Source organism: Microbacterium sp. M4A5_1d (assembly GCF_053345465.1).
The window spans coordinates 36796-56014 of record NZ_JBKFAD010000004.1 but is presented as its reverse complement, the minus strand read 5'-3'; the positions used below and the strand labels follow the sequence as shown (position 1 = coordinate 56014).

At 66.2% G+C, this 19219-nt stretch carries 21 protein-coding genes and 1 pseudogene; 9 read left to right on the top strand and 13 right to left on the bottom strand.

Annotated features, from left to right (window positions below):
* Positions 1-249: 249 nt before the first annotated feature.
* Both ACLBWJ_RS15675 and ACLBWJ_RS15670 read left to right on the top strand, forming a co-directional pair.
* Positions 250-1218 (top strand): alpha/beta hydrolase fold domain-containing protein, encoded by a 969-nt coding sequence (locus ACLBWJ_RS15675; RefSeq protein ID WP_447660716.1) that lies wholly within the window; start codon positions 250-252, stop codon positions 1216-1218.
* Positions 1219-1261: 43 nt separating this feature from the next.
* Positions 1262-1693 (top strand): SRPBCC family protein, encoded by a 432-nt coding sequence (locus ACLBWJ_RS15670; protein ID WP_447660715.1) that lies wholly within the window; start codon positions 1262-1264, stop codon positions 1691-1693.
* Here ACLBWJ_RS15670 and ACLBWJ_RS15665 read toward each other — a convergent pair.
* The 3 genes and pseudogenes from ACLBWJ_RS15665 to ACLBWJ_RS15655 all read right to left on the bottom strand — a co-directional run bounded on the left by ACLBWJ_RS15665 (position 1687) and on the right by ACLBWJ_RS15655 (position 3635).
* A pseudogene (locus tag ACLBWJ_RS15665) lies at positions 1687-2569 on the bottom strand (IS5 family transposase). The gene ACLBWJ_RS15670 and the pseudogene ACLBWJ_RS15665 sit on opposite strands and share 7 nt — an antisense overlap.
* Positions 2570-2784: 215 nt before the next feature.
* A complete protein-coding gene (locus ACLBWJ_RS15660) occupies positions 2785-3291 on the bottom strand; it encodes an N-acetyltransferase family protein (protein WP_447660714.1) in 507 nt (168 codons plus the stop codon).
* A complete protein-coding gene (locus tag ACLBWJ_RS15655) occupies positions 3288-3635 on the bottom strand; it encodes an ArsR/SmtB family transcription factor (protein WP_447660713.1) in 348 nt (115 codons plus the stop codon). The genes ACLBWJ_RS15660 and ACLBWJ_RS15655 overlap by 4 nt, the downstream gene beginning before the upstream one ends.
* 91 nt (positions 3636-3726) lie before the next feature.
* Between ACLBWJ_RS15655 and ACLBWJ_RS15650 the strand changes: the two genes are divergently transcribed.
* Positions 3727-5046, top strand: coding sequence for an FAD-dependent oxidoreductase (locus ACLBWJ_RS15650; RefSeq protein ID WP_447660717.1), 1320 nt, complete (start codon positions 3727-3729; stop codon positions 5044-5046).
* A 56-nt stretch (positions 5047-5102) separates the two neighbouring features.
* Here the strand turns inward: ACLBWJ_RS15650 and ACLBWJ_RS15645 are convergent, their stop codons facing one another.
* Positions 5103-5492, bottom strand: coding sequence for an arsenate-mycothiol transferase ArsC (locus ACLBWJ_RS15645; RefSeq protein ID WP_447660712.1), 390 nt, complete (start codon positions 5490-5492; stop codon positions 5103-5105).
* Positions 5493-5566: 74 nt separating this feature from the next.
* Here ACLBWJ_RS15645 and trxB point away from each other — a divergent pair, with 74 nt between their 5' ends.
* The 4 genes from trxB to ACLBWJ_RS15625 are packed head-to-tail and all read left to right on the top strand — an operon-like array spanning position 5567 to position 9028.
* Positions 5567-6535, top strand: coding sequence for a thioredoxin-disulfide reductase (trxB, locus tag ACLBWJ_RS15640; protein ID WP_447660711.1), 969 nt, complete (start codon positions 5567-5569; stop codon positions 6533-6535).
* On the top strand, positions 6532-7626 hold the full coding sequence (gene arsB / locus ACLBWJ_RS15635) for an ACR3 family arsenite efflux transporter (RefSeq protein ID WP_447660710.1): 1095 nt from the start codon (positions 6532-6534) through the stop codon (positions 7624-7626). The genes trxB and arsB overlap by 4 nt, the downstream gene beginning before the upstream one ends.
* On the top strand, positions 7626-8615 hold the full coding sequence (locus ACLBWJ_RS15630) for a metalloregulator ArsR/SmtB family transcription factor (protein WP_447660709.1): 990 nt from the start codon (positions 7626-7628) through the stop codon (positions 8613-8615). Before arsB ends, ACLBWJ_RS15630 begins: the two co-directional genes overlap by 1 nt.
* An 11-nt stretch (positions 8616-8626) precedes the next feature.
* Positions 8627-9028, top strand: coding sequence for an arsenate reductase ArsC (locus ACLBWJ_RS15625; RefSeq protein ID WP_447660708.1), 402 nt, complete (start codon positions 8627-8629; stop codon positions 9026-9028).
* Positions 9029-9166: 138 nt separating this feature from the next.
* Here the strand turns inward: ACLBWJ_RS15625 and ACLBWJ_RS15620 are convergent, their stop codons facing one another.
* Positions 9167-10699 (bottom strand): SulP family inorganic anion transporter, encoded by a 1533-nt coding sequence (locus tag ACLBWJ_RS15620; RefSeq protein ID WP_447660707.1) that lies wholly within the window; start codon positions 10697-10699, stop codon positions 9167-9169.
* 190 nt (positions 10700-10889) lie between these two features.
* Here ACLBWJ_RS15620 and ACLBWJ_RS15615 point away from each other — a divergent pair, with 190 nt between their 5' ends.
* The gene (locus ACLBWJ_RS15615) at positions 10890-11258 is read left to right on the top strand and encodes a MerR family transcriptional regulator (RefSeq protein ID WP_447660706.1); all 369 of its coding nucleotides are present in this window, start codon (positions 10890-10892) and stop codon (positions 11256-11258) included.
* Between the two features lie 196 nt (positions 11259-11454).
* Here ACLBWJ_RS15615 and ACLBWJ_RS15610 read toward each other — a convergent pair whose 3' ends face one another.
* From ACLBWJ_RS15610 to ACLBWJ_RS15575, 8 genes are all read right to left on the bottom strand, one after another.
* Complete coding sequence (locus ACLBWJ_RS15610; RefSeq protein ID WP_447660705.1) at positions 11455-12678, bottom strand: hypothetical protein; 1224 nt, start codon at positions 12676-12678, stop codon at positions 11455-11457.
* Between the two features lie 271 nt (positions 12679-12949).
* The gene (locus ACLBWJ_RS15605; protein WP_016463902.1) at positions 12950-13759 is read right to left on the bottom strand and encodes an AAA family ATPase; all 810 of its coding nucleotides are present in this window, start codon (positions 13757-13759) and stop codon (positions 12950-12952) included.
* Positions 13759-15141 (bottom strand): Mu transposase C-terminal domain-containing protein, encoded by a 1383-nt coding sequence (locus ACLBWJ_RS15600; protein WP_164515510.1) that lies wholly within the window; start codon positions 15139-15141, stop codon positions 13759-13761. Before ACLBWJ_RS15600 ends, ACLBWJ_RS15605 begins: the two co-directional genes overlap by 1 nt.
* A 6-nt stretch (positions 15142-15147) precedes the next feature.
* The gene (locus ACLBWJ_RS15595) at positions 15148-15744 is read right to left on the bottom strand and encodes a recombinase family protein (RefSeq protein ID WP_036282733.1); all 597 of its coding nucleotides are present in this window, start codon (positions 15742-15744) and stop codon (positions 15148-15150) included.
* 198 nt (positions 15745-15942) lie between these two features.
* Positions 15943-16314, bottom strand: a complete 372-nt coding sequence (locus ACLBWJ_RS15590; RefSeq protein ID WP_016463905.1) for a rhodanese-like domain-containing protein — start codon at positions 16312-16314, stop codon at positions 15943-15945.
* A 23-nt stretch (positions 16315-16337) separates the two neighbouring features.
* Positions 16338-16859, bottom strand: a complete 522-nt coding sequence (locus tag ACLBWJ_RS15585; protein ID WP_036282995.1) for a DUF4395 family protein — start codon at positions 16857-16859, stop codon at positions 16338-16340.
* A 17-nt stretch (positions 16860-16876) separates the two neighbouring features.
* Positions 16877-17647, bottom strand: a complete 771-nt coding sequence (locus ACLBWJ_RS15580) for a sulfite exporter TauE/SafE family protein (protein ID WP_016463907.1) — start codon at positions 17645-17647, stop codon at positions 16877-16879.
* Positions 17648-17670: 23 nt separating this feature from the next.
* Complete coding sequence (locus ACLBWJ_RS15575; RefSeq protein ID WP_232212098.1) at positions 17671-19071, bottom strand: MBL fold metallo-hydrolase; 1401 nt, start codon at positions 19069-19071, stop codon at positions 17671-17673.
* Between ACLBWJ_RS15575 and ACLBWJ_RS15570 the strand changes: the two genes are divergently transcribed.
* Positions 18952-19218, top strand: coding sequence for a hypothetical protein (locus tag ACLBWJ_RS15570; RefSeq protein ID WP_232212106.1), 267 nt, complete (start codon positions 18952-18954; stop codon positions 19216-19218). The genes ACLBWJ_RS15575 and ACLBWJ_RS15570 overlap by 120 nt on opposite strands.
* Position 19219: the final 1 nt, after the last annotated feature.

The window sequence follows — 19219 nt, the reverse complement described above, 5'->3', positions numbered from 1 at the left end:
GCTCGGGGGGGGGGGGGGGGGGGGGGGGTCGCGGGTGGTGACCTCGGTTGGCAGAAGCAGTACATCCTCGCCGGTAGGGTCCTTCGGCCTCATACGGCGCCAGACGTTCGGCGTATGCGCCAGTTCCCGGTTTTTACTCAGTGATTGTCTTCAGGACACTTCATATGTATCGTTTCAATGGCTTAGAGCGGGTGCGGCAATCGCGACGTCGACTCGAGGCCACGGCATATCAACCCAATGGAGAGTTACATGCGCAATTTGAATCTCAGAGCCCTCGTGGTAGTCGCTGCGCTCGCGGTCGGTCTAGTCGGCTGCTCTGCGGCGAAGCCCGATGCGCTCGAGTCCGAGTCCGCGGGAGAGAACGCGCCGGAACTCGAGATCGTCGACTCGACCTTTGCTGGCCCCCACGGCGACGTGCCGATTCGGATCTATCGCGTGGCAGGCTCCGAACCGGAAAACGGACTGCTGTGGCTCCACGGAGGCGCCTTCATGTTCGGCGACCTGGAGATGCCGGAAAGCCATTGGGTCGCGCAGCAACTCGCGGCTGCCGACCGGGTCGTAGTTGCAGCCGACTACCGACTCGCGCCGGTGCCCGAAGGACTGCATCCCGATGCTCCGGCCACGGACGGGCACTTCTTCCCTGTCGCTGTGGAAGAGGTTGCCGCCCTGACCGAATCTCTCATCTCCGATGGCGACATCGCTGGCGCAGATAACTGGGTGATCGGAGGCGCGAGCGCCGGCGGCACCCTGGCATCGGGCGTTGCTGTGAAGCTCCGAGACGAGGCGACGGTACAACTCCAGGGACTCCTGCTCGCGTACCCGATGACGCATGCAGCTTCGCCGCCATTCAGCGAGGAACTGGCCGAGAAGGTCGCAGCACTCCCCGATGAAGTACCGAACCCTGAGCAGAGTATCTACGATCTCGCGCTCTACTACGCGGGGGGAGACCCGGTAGCCGCGCAAAGCCCCTATGCCTTCCCTGGCGGTCACAATCTGAGAGGACTGCCTACTACGTTCATCGTCAATAGCGACAGCGACAAGCTCCGTGCCTCCGGAGAGGCGTTCGGGAGCGAACTCGCTGCGGCGGGCGTCGATGTTCAGATCGTCAGAGAGCCGAACACACTGCATGGACACATCAACGGTCCCGACAACGTGGGCGCGGACAAGACCATCGCCCGCATGAAGGAATGGCTTCACTCGGTGGAGACCCGCGACTAGGTCGTGTTGCTAAAGGCTTCTGTTGAGTCGGTAGCTTGTTCATGTGCTTCGTGATTCGGTGTCGGTGGCAACGGATATCCATGCGTCCGTTGAGGCTGTCTGGCGGTTTTTGACCGCTGGCCGAGGCACATGGTGGCCTGAGATGCTTTTCGAGGCGTCCGTGGGCTCCCCGCTCGTTGAGACCTGGGTCGAGGAAGGCCACCAAGTAAGCGCGACGGGAAACGTCACGCGATGCGACGAGCCGCATCTTCTCGGATTCAGCTGGATCGAAGAAAGCTGGGATCATCCTCTCGACGTAGTGATCGACCTCGTCGCGCACGAGGAGTCGACTTTGGTCACGCTCACGGAGTCAGGATTCTTCCGCGCGCGGACTCCGCACTCGTTGCCGGCGGAACACGAAGAGGGCTGGCGATACCACTTGGCGCGCTTGAAGCGGGCCAGCGAGGGTGAAGCAGTCGACGTCGATGCTCAGTAAACGCCGCTGGAGAGCCAGTGGAGTGTTGCAGCGAGGCAGAGTCCGGCGTGGTAGTTGCGGGCGGTCTTGTCTGAGCGCATCGCGATTCCGCGCCACTGCTTCAGTTTGTTGAAGCACCGTTCGACGACGTTGCGACCGCGGTAGCGGGTCCGCTGCTGGCCACCGAAGTCGATCGGTCGCCCGCGACGCTTGCGGCGGTGAATGATCTGATCGTCACGCTCAGGGATCGTCGCGGCGATCCCGCGCTCGCGTAGCCAGGCCCGATTCGCCTTCGACGGATAGCCCTTGTCCGCCATCACCCGGTCCGGCCTCGACCGCGGCCTACCTCTCGCGCCTTGGACGCGGATCTCGCTCAGCGTCGCGGCCAGCATGCTGGTGTCCGCCGCCTGCCCAGGCGTGAGGATGAACGCGAGAGCACGTCCCTTTCCGTCGCAGACCAGGTGACTCTTCGTCGTCAGCCCGCCCCGGGAGCGGCCGATCGCATGATCAGGCGGCTCAGCCCCGAACTTCCTGTAGTTCGACAGAGCCCCCCGTGACCCGCGGAAGGGTGGCGCCGTGCTGATGCACGCGCACGATCGTCGAGTCGATCGACGCCACCCAGTCCAGGTCCCCCGCCTGCTGAGCAAGCGACTGCGTATTCTCCAGCACCCGAGCCCACACGCCCTGCTCAGACCACCGGTTGAAACCCTTGTAGATCGTGTTCCAGTTCCCGAACCGCTCCGGCACGTCCCGCCACGGCGCCCCGGTCCGGAACCGCCACGCCGTCGCCTCGACCACCATGCGCCGATCCGCCGGCCGCCGTCCCGTCGACTTCACCGTCGGGAACAACGGACTGATCACAGCCCACGCCTCATCAGAGATCACATCACGCGACACACGGTTAAGACTCGCCCACGAGGAACCCAAGGAGGTTTAGCAACACGGCCTAGCGGGCACCCCGGACCCACGCATAGAAAACCGATCCTGTCCTGCCAGAAACGATCGTTTGCGGGACGTGCACACGGCTCCTCATCGCGGCGTGCCGTAAACGGTTCCCGTATCGAAACCAGGTTGCGGGACAAGGCGTTTCGGCCCGGAGTTTTGGGACGCAATCAGCGAGGGTGGCGTCGCTCGACGAGGATCGTGTCGCGCCACTGCCCGGCCCAGGGGCCGTAGGTCATAAGGGCGATGCGTTCTCGGTGACCCACGCGGCGGAAGCCCGCTCTGTCGTGGAGGGCGAGGCTCGCGGGGTTCTCGGGGAAGATGCTCGACTGCACCGTCCAGACACCGGCGCTGTCGGCAGCTCGGAGGAAGGCGTCGAGGAGTGCGGCGCCAGCGCCGTGCCCGCGAGCCCGGTCCGCGACATAGACCGAGTGCTCGACCACGCCCCGGTAAGCCTCGCGAGACGACACGGGTGAGGCGGCGATCCATCCGACGACGGACCCGGCGGCGTGCTCGGCAACGAGTCGTCCCAGGGCGAGTTTCCCCGAGTCGAAGGCCGGCCAGATCGGCGGGTCCGGTTCGAACGTTGCGTTGCCGGTGGCGATGCCTTCGCGGTAGATGGATTCCACGGCTGGCCAGTCGGCGGCGGTCATCGCGCGTATAAGAACGCCGCTCATGGGCGCAGCGTGCGGGAGGCCTGTTCGAGGGCGTCGGTGACGACGCGATAGTAGGCCCACCGGCCGCGCTGTTCGCGGGTTGCTAGGCCCGCGTCGACGAGCAGTTTCATGTGGTGGGAGACGGTCGGCTGGGACAGTCCGACGGGCTCGGTGAGGTCGCAGATGCATGCTTCGCCGTCGACGGATGCGGCGATCAGCGAGAGAAGTCGCACACGGGTGGGGTCGCCCAGCGCCTTGAACGTGCGCGCGATCCGCTCGGCCTCGTCGGGCGTCAGCACCCTGCCGGTGACCGGCGAGCAGCACGCCGCCGCGTCGGGCGGGAGGAGGGGAAGCGTCGTGGGCATGGAACGATTCTGGCACGTCACATTGACATTCGTCGATACATCGACAATTCTCGATCTATCGAGTTCTGTCGATGCGTGAGGAGTGAGTGTGATGGAGAGGGCGTTGCCCGTGGTTGTCATCGGTGCCGGCCCGCAGGGGCTCGCCGCTGCTGCACACCTGGTCGAGCGAGACGTGCCAGTCGTTGTGCTGGAGGCTGGAACCGGCCCAGCATCGGCGGTTGCCGAGTGGGGACATGTGCGCCTGTTCTCGGAGTGGCCCGAGCTGATCGACACGGCCGGGGCGCGGATTCTCGAGCCCACCGGATGGGCAGCTCCGGCGACGGGGTACCCGACCGGCGCACAGTGGATCAGCAGCTACCTTGCCCCGCTCGCTACCGAGCTGGGCGACCGAGTGCGCTACGGCGCTCGGGTTGTCGGGGTGTCCCGCCTGGGCCGCGACCGCCTTGTTGACGCCGGCCGCGGCGATCAGCCGTTCATCGTGCACGTGCAGCCGAACGAGGGAGATGAGTACCGGTTGCAGGCGCGCGCGGTGATCGACGCCTCCGGTACGTGGTCCTCACCCAACCCCGCGGGCGCGGACGGTCTGCCCGCGCTGGGCGAGCGGGCCGCTGCCGGGTCGCTGTCGTACCGCATCCCCGACTTCCGCGACCGGGAAGGCTTCGAGGGCAAGCACACGGTCGTCATCGGCTCCGGGCATTCGGCGGTGACCGCGGTCCTCGCGCTGGCACGCATGGCGCGCCGTGACCCGAACACTACGGTGACGTGGGCGCTGCGCCGCGCCACCGCTGGGAACGCTTTCGGCGGCGGTGAGGCCGACGAGCTGCCGGCACGCGGGGCGCTGGGGATCAAGGCGAAGGAGTTCGTCGACGCCGGCCTGGTGTCGCTCGTGACCGGGTTCCGCGTCGAGCGTGTCACCATGGATGGAGACCGCCCGGTCCTGGTGGCAGAAGATGGCCGCACACTCACCGCAGATCGCGTCGTGGTGCTCACCGGGTTCCGTCCCGACCTGTCGTTCCTGTCGGAGCTGCGGTTGGAGCTGGACCCCACGTTGCAGGCCCCCGTCCGTATCGCTGCGGAGGTCGACCCGAACGTGCATTCCTGTGGTTCGGTCGCGGCGACCGGCGCGGCCGACCTCGCCCAGCCGGAACCTGACTTCTACCTTGTGGGCGCGAAGTCCTACGGGCGGGCACCGACTTTCCTCGCCCTCACCGGCTACGAACAGGTGCGCAGCGTCGTTGCGGAGCTCGCGGGCGACCACGAGGCCGCTCGCCGGGTGGAGCTGGTGCTGCCCGACACGGGCGTGTGCGGCGGCGCCGGCCTGTTCGATGCTTCCGGGGCATCCCTGGGCGGTGCCTGTTGTGCCCCGCCGGCTCAGGTGCTCCAGATCGGGCGCGCTCCAGCAACCGTCTGACCAGACACATGAGAGGGGGCGGGTCGCGTCAGCGATCCCGCCCCCTCTCGCGTTGCTCAGTGTGCGAGGAGCGTGGTCTGGATCTTGTCGGAGACTGCTTCGCGCAGTGGCCTCACGGCGTCGGCGTCCCAGGCCTCCGGGTTGGGGAAGGACCACTCCAGGACCTCGCCGCGGGGCGTGGTCGGCAGGGCGAGGCCGGGCTTCATCAGAACCACGACGTCGGCCTGATCGAGGTCGTCCGCGGTCACGGCGCGGGGCACCCGATCGGTGATGTCCATGCCCAGCTCAGCGACCGCGGCGGCAACGGCCGGGTTCACTTCGCCTGCGGGTGATAGTCCCGCCGACGTCGCGGTGAATCGGTCGCCGGCCAGGTGCTCTAGGAGCGCGGCGCCCAGCTGCGAGCGGCCAGCGTTGTGCTGGCAGATGAACAAGACGGTCGTCTTCATGTCGCGCCCCTCGGTGAGTGTTGCTTGCATCAATCAGGATTGCGGCCTGCATAGCCATCTGTCAATATAGATACATGTCGATTCAAGAGGTTGAGCTGGTAATCGTCGGGTCGGGCCCTTCGGGTTACACGGCCGCGGTGTACGCCGCACGGGCAGGGCTCGCTCCCGTCGTCATTGCGGGCTCTGTCACCGCTGGCGGCGCGCTCATGACGACCACGGAGGTGGAGAACTTCCCGGGGTTCGTCGACGGTGTTCAGGGGCCGGAGCTGATGGACACGATGCGCCGTCAAGCCGAGCGGTTCGGCGCCCGCATCCTTCTCGATGACGCGATCCGCGTCGACCTCGCACCTGAGATGAAGGTCATTGAGACAGGCGCGGGGGAGACGTTCCACGCCCGCGCCGTCATCCTCACCATGGGGTCGGCGTACCGGAAGCTCGGGCTTCCCGACGAGGAGCGCCTGTCGGGCCACGGGGTGTCGTGGTGCGCCACGTGCGATGGGTTCTTCTTCCGGGACCAGGACATTGTCGTGGTCGGTGGTGGGGATTCGGCTATGGAAGAAGCCCTGTTCCTGACGCGGTTCGCGCGGAAGGTCACCGTCGTTCACCGCCGTGACTCGTTCCGGGCATCGAGGATCATGGCCGAGCGTGTGCTCGAGCACCCGAAGATCGACGTCGCGTGGAACAGCGAGATCACGGCTTTGCAGGGAGAGGAGAAGGTGCAGGGGGTTCGCCTCCGCGACACTGCCACCGGTGCTGAGCGCGACCTTCCTGTGACGGGCGTGTTCGTCGCGATCGGTCACGACCCTCGCTCTGAGCTCGTTACCGGACAGGTCGCCACAGACGCCGATGGGTACGTGCTGGTGGACCACCCCTCCACCCGCACCTCACTCACCGGAGTGTTCGCTGCCGGTGACCTCGTTGATCACACATACCGGCAGGCGATCACGGCCGCCGGGACCGGATGCGCCGCAGCCCAAGACGCGCAGCATTACCTCGCCGCGCTCGATATGCCCGTCCTCGCCTCGGCGGAGGCTTTCGCGTGACCAACGCAGCGCCCGCAACCCGCCGCCTCTCGACCCTCGACCGGTGGCTGCCGCTGTGGATCGGGTTGGCCATGGCCGGCGGCATCCTCCTCGGCCGGTTCATCCCGGGCCTGTCCGAAGCGCTGTCACACCTCGAGGTGGGTGGGATCTCGATCCCGATCGCGCTCGGGCTGCTGGTCATGATGTACCCGGTGCTCGCGAAGGTCCGCTACGACAAGGTCGCCGCCGTCACCGGCGATAAAAGGCTGCTGATCTCGTCGCTGGCGTTGAACTGGGTTGCGGGTCCGGCGCTGATGTTCGCCCTCGCGTGGGTGTTCCTGCCGGACCTGCCCGAGTACCGGACGGGCCTGATCATCGTGGGCCTTGCCCGCTGTATCGCCATGGTCGTGATCTGGAACGACCTCGCCTGCGGCGACCGGGAAGCGGCGGCCGTGCTGGTCGCGATCAACTCGGTGTTCCAGGTCATCGCGTTCTCGCTCCTCGGCTGGTTCTACCTCACCGTCCTCCCTGGATGGCTGGGTCTCGACAGTCAGGGCTTGGACGTGTCGATCTGGCAGATCGCGCTCAACGTACTGGTGTTCCTCGGGGTACCCCTGATCGCCGGGTTCGCATCCCGTTTCATCGGGGAGCGCCGCAAGGGCCGCGCCTGGTACGAGAACTCGTTCCTGCCCAAGATCGGACCGTGGGCGTTGTACGGTCTGCTGTTCACGATCGTGCTGCTGTTCGCCCTGCAAGGCGAGCAGGTCACTTCACGGCCGCTGGATGTCGTCCGGATCGCGGTCCCACTGCTGGTGTACTTCGCCGTCATGTGGTTCGCCGGTCTCGTCACTGGCAAGGCCCTCGGCCTGGGCTACGCCCGTTCGTCGACGCTCGCGTTCACCGCGGCCGGCAACAACTTCGAACTCGCCATCGCGGTCGCGATCGGCACGTTCGGCGCCACGTCCGGGCAGGCCCTCGCCGGGGTGGTCGGTCCGCTGATCGAGGTGCCCGTGCTCGTGGGCCTGGTCTACGTCTCGCTGTGGGCGGCGCGAGCCTGGTTCCACACCGACCCCTACGCAACACCCGAACCCGTTCTGGAGAGGACTCGATGATGAGCGCCACCATCACCACCGCAGACGACACCTGCGCCGCGGCCCCCACGCACGCGATCGGGGATGAGGCGGCCACAGCAATCGCGACCACGTTGAAGGCACTGTCGGACCCGCTGCGGCTACGGATGCTGTCTGCGATCGCGACCGACGCGCGCGGGGAATCGTGCGTGTGCGACCTCGCGGAACTCGCCGACGTGTCACAGCCGACCGTGTCGCACCACCTCAAGGTGCTCCGCGACACCGGCGTGCTCACCTCTGAGCGCCGCGGCACCTGGGTGTGGTACCGAATCGCGCCCGCTCTCCGCCCAGCCGTGACGACGCTGCTGGACTCGTTCGCCCCCGCCGCGATCGCCCCGGTTCGCCCCGAGCATGCCGGGCTTGAGAACGTCGACGATGCTCTCACCCACCTTGGTGATGCTCTCGCTCAGGACTACCCGCAGCTCGACCGCAGTCTCGTGGCGACGATCGTCCGGGAGTCGTACACGTCCCTCGCCAGGAGCGCCCGGGTGAAGAATCACCTGCTGGCCCTCACCGAGCGGTTCGCCCGGCAACGACTCACCGACATCACCCGCGACCGCACACACGGGCAGCCGCAGGTCTTGTTCGTCTGCGTCGCGAATGCCGGCAGGTCGCAACTCGCAGCCGCGCTCGTGAATCAACGCTCCGGCGGCGCCGTCATCGCACGCTCGGCCGGATCGACCCCGGCCGCCGAGATCCACCCGCACGTACAGCCCCTCATCGACGAGCTAACTACGGGCAACGACGAGCCACGGTTCCCCAAGCCGCTGACCGACGACGCCGTGCGCGCGGCGGATGTCGTCATCACGATGGGATGCGGCGACGTGTGCCCGATCATCCCCGGTGTCCGCTACGAGGACTGGACCGTCGGTGACCCCGCCCTCGCCTCCGCAGAAGGCGTCGCAGCGATCCGCGACGACATCGCCCGACGCGTCGACGCCCTCCTCGCCACACTGACCCCCACCCGCTGACCGGAGCAACTATGACTGACACCACGCCCTCCGTCCTTTTCGTCTGCGTCCACAATGCAGGTCGCTCGCAAATGGCCGCCGGTTTCCTCCGCGACATCGCCGGCGACCGCATTGAGGTCCGCTCCGCCGGGTCGATGCCCGCCGACCAGATCAACCCCGTCGCCGTCGCGGCGATGGCCGAAGTCGGCATCGACATCACGGCGGAACAGCCGAAGGTGCTCACTACCGAGGCGGTGCAGGCCTCTGACGTCGTCATCACGATGGGATGCGGCGACGCGTGCCCCTTCTTCCCGGGCAAGCGCTACGAGGACTGGAAGCTCGACGACCCCGCCGGGCAGGGCATCGACGCCGTTCGCCCCATCCGCGACGACATCCGCGCGCGCATCGAGCAGCTCGTGAGCGAGCTCGTCTGACGTAGCAGCACGCCATACATGACGGAGGCCCGCACGTCTGAGCGTGCGGGCCTCCGAGCGTCATCAGACGCAGCGCGCTGAAACGACCGCCGGAAACGTGGTTCGGGACCTGGTTTCGGCGGGCGTTTTCGGGTTGGGTCAGTGGCTGCCGCCGAGGTTGCCGGTGAGGCGTCCGTGGAAGGCGGTGGCGGTGTCGTTGAGGCCTTCGATGTGGACGGTTTTGCCGAGGTGTTCGTATTTGGTGACGATCGCGTCGAGGGCGGCGACGGTGGAGGCGTCCCAGACGTGTGAGCGGGTCATGTCGATGATGACTCGTCCGGGGTCATCGTTGTATTCGAATTGGGTGGTCAGGTCGTTGCTGGACGCGAAGAACAGTTCCCCGTCGACCATGTAGTACGCGGTGGGGATCGCTGCGGTGTCGTCGACGGTGCGGGTGACGGTGACGAAGTGTGCGACGCGGCGGGCGAACATGATCATCGCGGCGATGACGCCGAGGATCACGCCGATGGCGAGGTTGTGCGTCCAGACGGTCGCGATCACGGTGATGAGCATGACCGCGGTCTCGCTCTTGGGCATTCGCTTGAGGGTGTTCAGGCGGATGCTGTGCCAGTCGAACGTGGCGATCGCGACGACGATCATCACCGCAACGAGGGCTGCCATCGGGATGATGGCGACGACGCCGCCGAGGGCGAGGACCAGGACGAGCAGGAACACGCCGGCGAGGAAGGTGGAGATCCGGGTGCGGGCACCGGATGCTTTCACGTTGATCATGGTCTGGCCGATCATGGCGCAACCGCCCATGCCGCCGAACGCTCCGGAGAGGACGTTCGCGACGCCCTGGCCCCATGCTTCGCGGGTTTTGCGGGAGTGGGTGTCGGTGATGTCGTCGACGAGCTTCGCGGTCATGAGGGACTCGAGGAGCCCGACGACGGCCATGGCCAGTGCGTACGGGCCGATGATCTGCAGCGTTTCCAGGTTCAGGGGGACGTTGGGAATGAACAGGGCCGGGAGGCTGTCGGGGAGCTGGCCCTGGTCGCCCACGTTGGGGACGAGCCACCCTGTAGTGACGACAACGGCGGTGAGCAGCACGATCGCGACCAGCGGTGCCGGGACGATCTTGGTGAACCGGGGCATCACGAACATGATCACCAGGCCGACGGCGACCAGTGGGTAGACCAGCCACGGAATATTCGCCCCGAACAGCTGGGGGAATTGCGAGGTGAAGATGAGGATCGCCAGCGCATTCACGAACCCGACCATCACCGACCGCGGGATGAACCTCATCAGCTTGGCCACGCCCAGAACGGCGAACACGATCTGGATGAGCCCGCCGAGGAGAACGGTCGCGATGAAGTAGTCCATCCCATGCTCACGAGCGACGGGAGCGATGACGAGCGCGATCGCGCCCGTAGCGGCGGTGATCATCGCGGGCCGGCCACCGAGGAACGCGATCGCCACGGCCATCACGAACGAGGAGAACAACCCGACGCGGGGGTCTACGCCCGCGATGATCGAGAACGCGATCGCCTCGGGGATCAGAGCCAGAGCCACAACGAGGCCGGCGAGGACTTCACGGGTGAGGAGCTTCGGGCTGCGCAGCGCTTGCAGCACAGTCGGTTCAATTCGGTACCGCGCTTTGTTATCGCGCGCAGGGCTGACAGCAGTCAACATGCCTCCATGGGTAGAGCTCTCCCCAGGAGAGCGGTCGATGAGGGTGCGCCCGTGAGCGCGGCGCCGGCTGCCCGACGCAGAAGAATGGGGAGGGGGAGGATCGCGCCCCGGGCCAAACGTCACGTTACGTGAGAGTTCAAATGTAACGTAACGTGAGGTTTGCTGTCGAATCAGGAAGGATGCGGCCGCGATGCACGAGGAAACCGCCCGCATCGGTGAGGTCACCGAGCGCACCGAGCTGTCCTCCCGGACCCTGCGTCACTATGACGAGATCGGGCTCGTCACCCCATCCGCCCGCACCGAGGGAGGGTTCCGGCTCTACACCGAGGCCGATATCGCGCGCATCCTGCTGATCCGCCGGATGAAGCCACTCGGGTTCACCCTCGATGAAATGCGTGAGCTACTGGACGTCGTTGACGCCCTCGCGGCGTCTCCGAACGACGTCGACCTTCGGAAACGACTCGACGCGATCCGTGATGAGACCGCGGAGCGGCGAGAAAAGCTCAGCAGACAAGTCGCCATGGCCGACGAGTTCATGGAGCAGCTTTCCCAAGTCTGATTCGAGACCCGCCGAGAACGATGGTTCTTGACGGGCGCGCCGTGGCTCGGGGAGCGGCCGTAGACGTGGCGGCGTTCGTAGTATCCGACGTCGAACAGGTGACTCAGTTATCGGCGCGGGATAGTGAAGCTGCACCGCAGGGGTAGCTCACAAAGTTCGATCGCGTTGCCGTGTCCGTGTCGCAGCCTGTGCATCCCTACGCGGCAGCTGCGAACTTGAGCTGTAGGTTCTCGTAACGGTCGGTGCCTTTGACCCAGCTGACACGCAGCAAGAAAACAAGCGCCCCCCGCGCAGCTTGCATCAGAGCTCGAAGCTGCTCGGCCTCTTCAGGCGTGCCGCGATCGGCGTGTTTGATCTTCTGTGCGGCCGACCTCACCTTGATGATGCTGCTCGCGAGGACATCGTTGAGCTGAGAACCTTCAGTGGGCGCCTGCCCGGCATGCGCGAAACAGAGAACCTCCGCCCTCTTAGCAGGCAGCACCTTCCCATCCTTCTGGTATGTCAGTGATGCGTCATCGGGCCGATGCGCCCGCACCCAAGCGAGTACCTCCGCGGTAGAGAAGGCGGTACGTAGAAGACGGTCGATGAGCTCAATGAGGCTAGTCGCGGCCTGGCCGACGCCGTCGTCGGAGTTGACGAGCGCCTGCTCAAATCCTCGGAACTTGCGACGCAGGATGTCGCTCAGTTCTGCAGCGTGCGTCTCCATATCGACGTCGAGAAGCTGTTGAAGCGAACGGATCAGGTCGCCGAGGCCGATATCGAGGATGTTGAGCTCAGTCGAGCGGGCGGGGTATCCAAGACCGGAGAAGTCCATCGAACGGTTCTCTAGGAAACCGTCGATCATGTCGTCGATCTTCAGCAGAGTCCGCAAGTAGGCCGCATCCTGCTGAGTGGAGGTCTTCGAAATGGGGAGACGTTCCTGAGCGCTAAGAGGAGCGAACGCGTCCTCAAGCGCCTGGGCGAAGGGAAGAGCGATCCGAAGGACTCTGCGCATGCCCAGGAGACAGAGGGCCCAGTCCCTCTCTGCTGCTTGCTTCAATCGCCGATAGCGGCCGGCGCCCAGAAGCCGCTCGAGAAACCGCGGCAAGCTACCGTTCTTGAACCGGCGCGCATATCGCTCAACCGTGGCCTTCAGCTGTTCCTGCCCGTCTGCATCAAGCCATCGAGCGATCGCTTCGAGGCGGGTCTCGAGGTTGCTTTCGAAGTCGGCGGTTTCGAAGTACTGCATCGCATCCGCGAGTCGTTGTTCCCATCGCCGCGGGTCCCCGTCCGCGAGGAGATCGTGGATGGTAGCCGTCACCGCGTCGAGCATCGGAATCAGATCCGTGGGGATCTTCAACAACTTCAGCACGCTAGGCGGGATGGCCCGGAGTTCCTCTGCCAAAGCGGAACGTTTGGCCTGTGGGATGTCGGTTCGCATGGCAGCTCCTGTCTCGGCTCGAGAAAGGGCTCGCACGCCGACTTAGTAAGTGAAGATCACGCTCCAAATTTTATGCGAGGGGCCCGACACTGCTTGGTCTCGGGCGGCGTGTCGGTCGCGCCTGCAGAGGAACCACCTAGCGGAACCGGCTGGCGGCCGGTTCGCCGAAAACGATCGTTTACGGCGGGCTCGTCGACGTCGACGAGCAGCGGCGCGACATGTGGAGTTGCTCGCTTGATGGCGGTGTTCTGTGATCGTTCGGTGGCGCCGGTCAGCTCCCGATGACGAGTACGCTGGCGGCGGCTTCGACGACGTCGTCGGTGATTGTCTCGAGTTCGTTGATCTTGAGGATGCGGTTGATCTGGGGGAACAAGCGCTCGAGGAGGCGGAAGTTTCCGCGGGTGATGCGTTCGATGGCGGCGACGGCTTGGGCGTCGGTGAAGTCGTCTGGGTTGAGGGTGCGTCCGAGGCGTGTCCAGTGTCGGTCGAGGACGAAGAGGAGTTCGTCTCGGCCAAGGGCGCGGTAGCGGTGGGAGAACCCGAGGCGGCTGTAGAGCTGGGGGTAGTGGCGGAAGCGTTGGTCGATGCCGGGCATGCCGATCAAGATGATCGCGAGATGGGTACGGTCGTGTTCGTCGCGAAGCAGCTCGAGCGCGGTGGGCGTGAGGCGCTCGGCTTCGTCGACGATGAGCAGTTCGACCCACCGTGTGGTGTCGGCGGTGTTCACTCCGGTGACTTTCCCGATGGTGCGGAGGTGCTCGTCGATACAGATGCCGACTTTGACACGCCATCTGCTGATGTCTCCCATGAGGTCTCTGGGTCGCGGGAGGACCTCGGGTGTGTAGAACACGGTGCGGGAGCGATGCGCGAGCGCGTAGTGTTTCGCGTCGTCCTCGCTCCTCGGGCCCCACGCGGTGATGAAAGGCTGGAGGGTGTCCCAGTTGGCGTAGCGGCGGGCGGAGTTGGTCTTTCCGACTCCAGCGTCACCGTGGCAGATGCCGATGGTGCGTTCCTTCTTCACCGCGTTCGCGAACTCGGTGAAGCGGCGGTGTTCCTTCGTGACGATGAAGCTCTGGGTCATCACTCCTCCTCGTAGGTGCGGAGTCGTTTCTTGGGCGGGGTCGAGTCCGCGAGGTGGGGTTCTTCGCGGTGGGCGATGGTGGGGATGCGGTCGTTGATGGTGCGGCGGAGTTCGTGGCGGCGGGCGCGGCGGGCGGCTTCGATGTCTCGGAGGCTGAGGCGGGTGTTGGGGTGGGCTTCGTCGACGGCGACGCAGATGAAGGTGCCGTGGTCGTAGACGCGGATCTCGGAGAGGTCGCGGGGGTCGTAGCGGATGGTGACTGCGTGTCCGACGAACGGTGCGAGGGTGGTCGCGAGATAGCGCTGGCCTTGGAAGTGGATGCCGTCTCGTTGCACGGTCCGATGCGTGGGCACGGTGAGCAGCAGGCCGTCGAGCTCGTTGAGGGTGTCGGGCATGCGGGGTATCCAGCCGTCCGCGACCCATGCGTCGCGTGGGGAGATGCCGAGCGCCTGATGGGTGCGCTGGTTGTAGGTCGCGATGAAGGCGCCGATCGCTCGGTCCAGGCCCGGGAGGTCGAGCACGGGCTGCGGGTTGCGGTTCCCGGGGCCGAGGTGGCCGGGGAGGGTTGGGAGGACTTCGGTGTTGATGGTGCCGAAGAATCGCTCGATTTTGCCGCGCCCCTGGGGCCTGCCGACGGTCGAGAAGATGAGCCGTAGGTGCAGCTCGATGGCGGTGCGTTCGAGGTGGTGGCTGGTGAAGTCGGAGCCGTGGTCGACGTGCAGCACATCGGGGATTCCGCACATCGCCCACGCGGGGTCGGTCTTTCGCCAGATCGCCTGCCGCAACGCGAGCGCGGTGTTCAGTGACGAGGGCGCTCCGGTGAAGACCATGTATCCGCAGATCGCGCGGGAGTGATCATCCATGACGGTTGTCAGCCAGGGCCGGTCGGGCTTCCCGTTCGCGCCGATGATGAGGATGTCGAGTTCGGTATGGTCGGCCTGCCAGATCTGGTTCGGCCGTTGTGCGCGACGGCGGAACACCAGCTCGTGACGATCGCGGTAGGACGCGGGACCCTCCAACGCGAGGGTGACGAGTGCGGGGTCGAGGGCCTGCACGATTTCTCGGACGGTCGCGTAGCTCGGCGCCGGCCTACTCTCGCGTAGGCACTCTTCGACGATGAGTCGATGCAGCGTCGCGATTGACGGACGAGGCCGGGTCAGGGCGAGCCGCTCGATGGCGGCGACGGTTGCGGGGTCAGTGCGTCGGCTGCCCTTGTCTCTTCGTGCGGTGTCGTCGAGTCCTGCGAGCCCGTGTTTCTCGTAGAGCTGATGCCAGCGTTGGAGCGTCCGCGTGCCGATGCCGCTCTCGCGGGCGAGGGCCGCGAGGGGGATCTGATCTTCGACGTGAAGTCGGAGGATCCGCCACCGCTCGAGGCCGTCCATGAGCCGCTACATCGCTGCGCTCTCGCGGGCCGCATGGACCTGCTGATGGCGGTAGAGCGTCGCGCGACTCCACCCGACGAGACGAGCGGCGTCCTCGGCGGTGCGGCCGCGCGCTCGCGCATCCGCGGCAATCGCGAGCTTGTCCGCGATCACGACCGGGTCCGACAGAGGCCGGCCAAACCGGGTCCCGTTCGCTCGGGCGGCTGCGATGCCGGCGTTGACCCGTTCGACGATGAGCTCCCGCTCGTACTCCGCGAGCGTGGCCAACATGTTCAACATCAGCCGGCCCGTCGACGTCGACGGATCGATGCCATCCGAGATCGACCGCACCTGCACGCCGCGCTCGCGCAGCAGATTCACGGTGTTCAGCACGTCGATCAGGGAGCGGCCGAGGCGGTCGACTCGCCAGACGACGACGGTGTCGCCGTCTTCGGCGTACTCGAGGAGCTTCTTCATCCCGGTCCGCTCGATCGCGGTCTTGCTCCCCGAGGTGACATCCGCGAAGACGTCGCGCTTTTGCACCCCGGCAGCAACGAGCGCGTCGAGCTGCAGCTGCGCGTCCTGACTCGACGTACTCACGCGCGTGTATCCGAGAAGCCTCACGAGCCCATTCTGACTCGGAAACACCCTTTATGACCCCTGCTGAGACGAATTATGGCGAGACGCCTTTCTGAGACGACGCGCATCCCGAGATTTCGGGCAAAGGGGCGCTGTCGAGGGCCACTTGGTCCGGCGTCTCAGAAAGCTACTGGTTTTTGAGGCGCGCGCCGATCCTCCGCTGTTGGAGCGTGGGTGAAGGGTTCAATCGGTCTGAACGACCGGTAGCCCCGTCGCGGCTGCGGCGTCTGCGAGCGAGCCGAGGTTGCGTACTTGGGTGAAGCCTGCGTCCTCCATGAGGTCGACGGCGGCTGCGGCGCGTTGACCTGAACGGCAGTAGACGACGTAGTCGGCGTGGGGGTCCAGGTCAGGGATTGCCGTTTGCAGCTCGCCGGCGGTGACGTCGAGCAGGAGTGCCCCATCGAGATGCCCTTCGGCGTGTTCGGCGGGTGTGCGGACGTCGATGACGATCGCATCCGAGCTAACCGCAGGTTGGGCGGTGGTCGGCGCGGTGCAACTCGTGAGCGCGAAGGCGGCGACGAGTGCGGTGACTGTAACGAGGGCGAAGCGACGCATGGGGTCCTTTCGGGGGTTTGGGGTTAGAGGTTGCAGGAGCGGTCGGCGCAGTGATGTGTGGGGTGTCGGCTGAGACGGCGGTGGAGGTGGCAGCCCGCGCACCAGCCGAAGATCGCTTCCAGGGCTAGGAGGATGAAGCAGACACCGCACAGGGCGAGTACCCCCTGGAGGGGGATAGCGCCGGAGCCCAGCGCGACGCATGAGACTGTGGCGATGCCGACGGCTAGCCACCACGCGAAGGCCTTCTGCGGGGCGCCGACCCAGCGCGGGAAGTGGGAGCGGCTCGCGAGTCGTCCCAACGCCAGGGTGATCGACAACCGATCACTGACGAGGAGACGGGTCAGCATGTCGAGCAGGAAGAACATTCCGAACATCTGCAGCGGGCGAGTCGTCCCGAACGCGAGTGCGGCGGTGGCGGCGAGAAGTCCGAGCGTCAGCAGGAGACCGGCCGCGATCCGGACCGCACGTTCATCGATGACAGGCCCCTGGTAGCCCTCGATGAGGGCACCAACGCGCGGGAGGACGACAGCGGGGGTGACGGACATGAGCGATTCCCGGAGGGTCATAGAAGAGGTGCGAGGCGCAGGATCGTCGCTGTGAGCATGATGATGCCCACGCCCAGGACGAAGAAGCCGAAGCTTTTGCGGAGCGTGGGGGCGGACAACTTTCTGGCGAGCAGCATCCCGGCGACGGAGCCGACAACGGCGAAGGCGGTGAAAGGAAGAACGGTTTCCCATGGGATCGCGGTGGCGAACACCTGTGCGGCGAGTCCTGCGGTGGAGTTCAGTGCGATGACGAGGAGTGATGTGCTGGTGGCCGCGGCGATGGGCAGACCGAAGATCAGCAGCGCGGGGACGATGAGGAAACCACCTCCCGCCCCGAGCAGCCCCGTGAGGAACCCCACAGACACCCCCATGATCACGACGCGCAGGACATGAGAGCTGCGCGCGCGAGGTCGCTCGGGTGGGGCGGGTGTGCGACGGCCGCGGATCATCGCGAGTGCCGTGGCGATCATGATGCCGCTGAAGAGAATGGCGAGGAGGGAGTCGGGCACGAACCGCCCCAGAGATGCACCGCCGAGCCCGCCGAGCATCCCTGTCGCCCCGAACGCGACACCGACCCCCCATTTCACGGTCCCCGTTCGCGCGCGTATCAGGACGGCGATGGCGCTGGTCACTGCGACCACGAAGAGCGAAGACGCGATCGCCTCTCGCGTTCCCATGCCCAATATCAGGGTGAGGACGGGGACGGCGAGGATTGAGCCGCCTCCGCCGAGGAGCCCGAGCGCGACGCCGACCACGGTCGCGAGGATCATCGCGGTGATGATGGGCAAGGTCAGTCGGGCTCCTCGAGGGGTCAGGCGGCGTTCGCGGCGGGCTGCGCCGTTGCGGCGAGCCAGGCGCGGTAGCTGCCGTCGATCTCGATGACGTCGTGACCGGCTCGACGCAGGGCGCTGGCGACGACGCTGTTGCGGACGCCGCTCTGGCAGTAAGTGAGGATGACGCCCGAGCTGGGGAGCTCATCGGTGTGCCAGAGAGCGCGACCGCCGGAGAGTTGGGCGGCACCGGGGATGTGTCCCGCGTTGTATTCGGTGCGGTTGCGCACATCGAGCAAGAGGGCGTGCTCCACCTGGTCGATGTCCGTGGGGGCGATGGTCTTCGGCTGAACGAGCCGCAGTCCGTCGAGGGTGTCGGTGAAGCCGTGGACAGCGTCGATCCCCACCCGCAGCAGGTGGTCGCGGAACCGCCCGGCCGCGTCAGTCGAGTCGGCCAGAATGACGAGGGGGCGTGTTTCCGTCTCAGGGTCGTAGACCCAGGCGGCGTAGCTGGCGGCTTTCGCTTCGCCGGGGACGTTGAGCGCGCCGGGCACGGTGCCCTGGTGTACCTGCGCGTGGTGGCGGGTGTCGATGAGGATGACGCTGTCTTCCTCCAGCGCAGCGGACAGGTCGGAGGCGTCGATTTGCGGCAGCGGTGCGAGCTTGCCCAGCAGAGCGGGCCCGGTGCGGTTCTGCCGCTTCATCCGGGCGAAGTAGGCGTGCGCATCAGGTTGATCATCGAGGAGGGAGTTGATGAAGCCCTGCTCGTCGCCGGCGGCCAGGTACGGTGCCCACCAGGCAAAGCGTCGCTCGTATCCGACCGTGGAGGTGGGGACAGCGCCGAGGGCCTTGCCGCAGGCCGAGCCGGACCCGTGTGCGGGGAGCACCTGGACGTAGTCCGGGAGGGTGAGGAAACGGTCGCGAAGGCTGGCGAACAGATCGCGCGCGCCCTGGAAGCGGGTGTCGATACCGCCGGCGGCTTCATCCAGCAGGTCGGGGCGGCCGATGTCGCCGACGAAGACGAAGTCGCCGCTGAGGAAGTAGCCCGGGTCGGAGGTGGCGGCTCCATCGGTGACGAGGAAGGAAAGGTGCTCGGGGGTGTGGCCGGGGGTGTGCACTGCTTCGAGGGCGATGTTGCCGAGGGTGATGCGCTGACCGTGCACCATCCGGGTGGCGTCATCGAATCCGGAACCGTACTGCCAGTCGGGCCCGCCCTCGGCGGAGACGTACATCGTCGCTCCCGTGCGGGCAGCGAGTTCGCGGGTGCCGGAGAGGTAGTCGGCGTGGATGTGAGTCTCGGTGACGGCAGTGATGGTCATGCCATGCTTCGCGGCGAGGTCGAGATAGACCTGCACGTCGCGGCGGGGATCGACCACAATCGCTTCACCGTTCCGCTGGCAACCGATCAGGTAGCTGGCGTGCGCGAGGTCGTCGTCATACAAGCGTTCGAGGAGCACGGGGATCTGCTTTCGCGGGGTCAGTGCGCGCAGGTGCAGCGCTGGTCTTCGGGAACGTCGGCGAGGGCGTCGTCGATGTGTTGGCCGCAGCCGGCCCACGTGGGCTTGCCGCAGGAGGGGCAGGTGATTTGAG

What these genes read in the sequence shown, in the direction of transcription:
- ACLBWJ_RS15605 (WP_016463902.1), bottom strand. Translation starts at nt 13,759, where the DNA reads ATGACCCAGAGCTTCATCGTCACGAAGGAACACCGCCGCTTCACCGAG.
- ACLBWJ_RS15660 (WP_447660714.1), bottom strand. Translation starts at nt 3,291, where the DNA reads ATGAGCGGCGTTCTTATACGCGCGATGACCGCCGCCGACTGGCCAGCC.
- ACLBWJ_RS15585 (WP_036282995.1), bottom strand. Translation starts at nt 16,859, where the DNA reads ATGTCCGTCACCCCCGCTGTCGTCCTCCCGCGCGTTGGTGCCCTCATC.
- ACLBWJ_RS15625 (WP_447660708.1), top strand. Translation starts at nt 8,627, where the DNA reads ATGACTGACACCACGCCCTCCGTCCTTTTCGTCTGCGTCCACAATGCA.
- ACLBWJ_RS15630 (WP_447660709.1), top strand. Translation starts at nt 7,626, where the DNA reads ATGAGCGCCACCATCACCACCGCAGACGACACCTGCGCCGCGGCCCCC.
- ACLBWJ_RS15655 (WP_447660713.1), bottom strand. Translation starts at nt 3,635, where the DNA reads ATGCCCACGACGCTTCCCCTCCTCCCGCCCGACGCGGCGGCGTGCTGC.
- ACLBWJ_RS15615 (WP_447660706.1), top strand. Translation starts at nt 10,890, where the DNA reads ATGCACGAGGAAACCGCCCGCATCGGTGAGGTCACCGAGCGCACCGAG.
- ACLBWJ_RS15645 (WP_447660712.1), bottom strand. Translation starts at nt 5,492, where the DNA reads ATGAAGACGACCGTCTTGTTCATCTGCCAGCACAACGCTGGCCGCTCG.
- ACLBWJ_RS15610 (WP_447660705.1), bottom strand. Translation starts at nt 12,678, where the DNA reads ATGCGAACCGACATCCCACAGGCCAAACGTTCCGCTTTGGCAGAGGAA.
- ACLBWJ_RS15570 (WP_232212106.1), top strand. Translation starts at nt 18,952, where the DNA reads ATGCTTCGCGGCGAGGTCGAGATAGACCTGCACGTCGCGGCGGGGATC.
- ACLBWJ_RS15600 (WP_164515510.1), bottom strand. Translation starts at nt 15,141, where the DNA reads ATGGACGGCCTCGAGCGGTGGCGGATCCTCCGACTTCACGTCGAAGAT.
- ACLBWJ_RS15620 (WP_447660707.1), bottom strand. Translation starts at nt 10,699, where the DNA reads ATGTTGACTGCTGTCAGCCCTGCGCGCGATAACAAAGCGCGGTACCGA.
- ACLBWJ_RS15590 (WP_016463905.1), bottom strand. Translation starts at nt 16,314, where the DNA reads ATGCGTCGCTTCGCCCTCGTTACAGTCACCGCACTCGTCGCCGCCTTC.
- trxB (WP_447660711.1), top strand. Translation starts at nt 5,567, where the DNA reads ATGTCGATTCAAGAGGTTGAGCTGGTAATCGTCGGGTCGGGCCCTTCG.
- ACLBWJ_RS15675 (WP_447660716.1), top strand. Translation starts at nt 250, where the DNA reads ATGCGCAATTTGAATCTCAGAGCCCTCGTGGTAGTCGCTGCGCTCGCG.
- ACLBWJ_RS15650 (WP_447660717.1), top strand. Translation starts at nt 3,727, where the DNA reads ATGGAGAGGGCGTTGCCCGTGGTTGTCATCGGTGCCGGCCCGCAGGGG.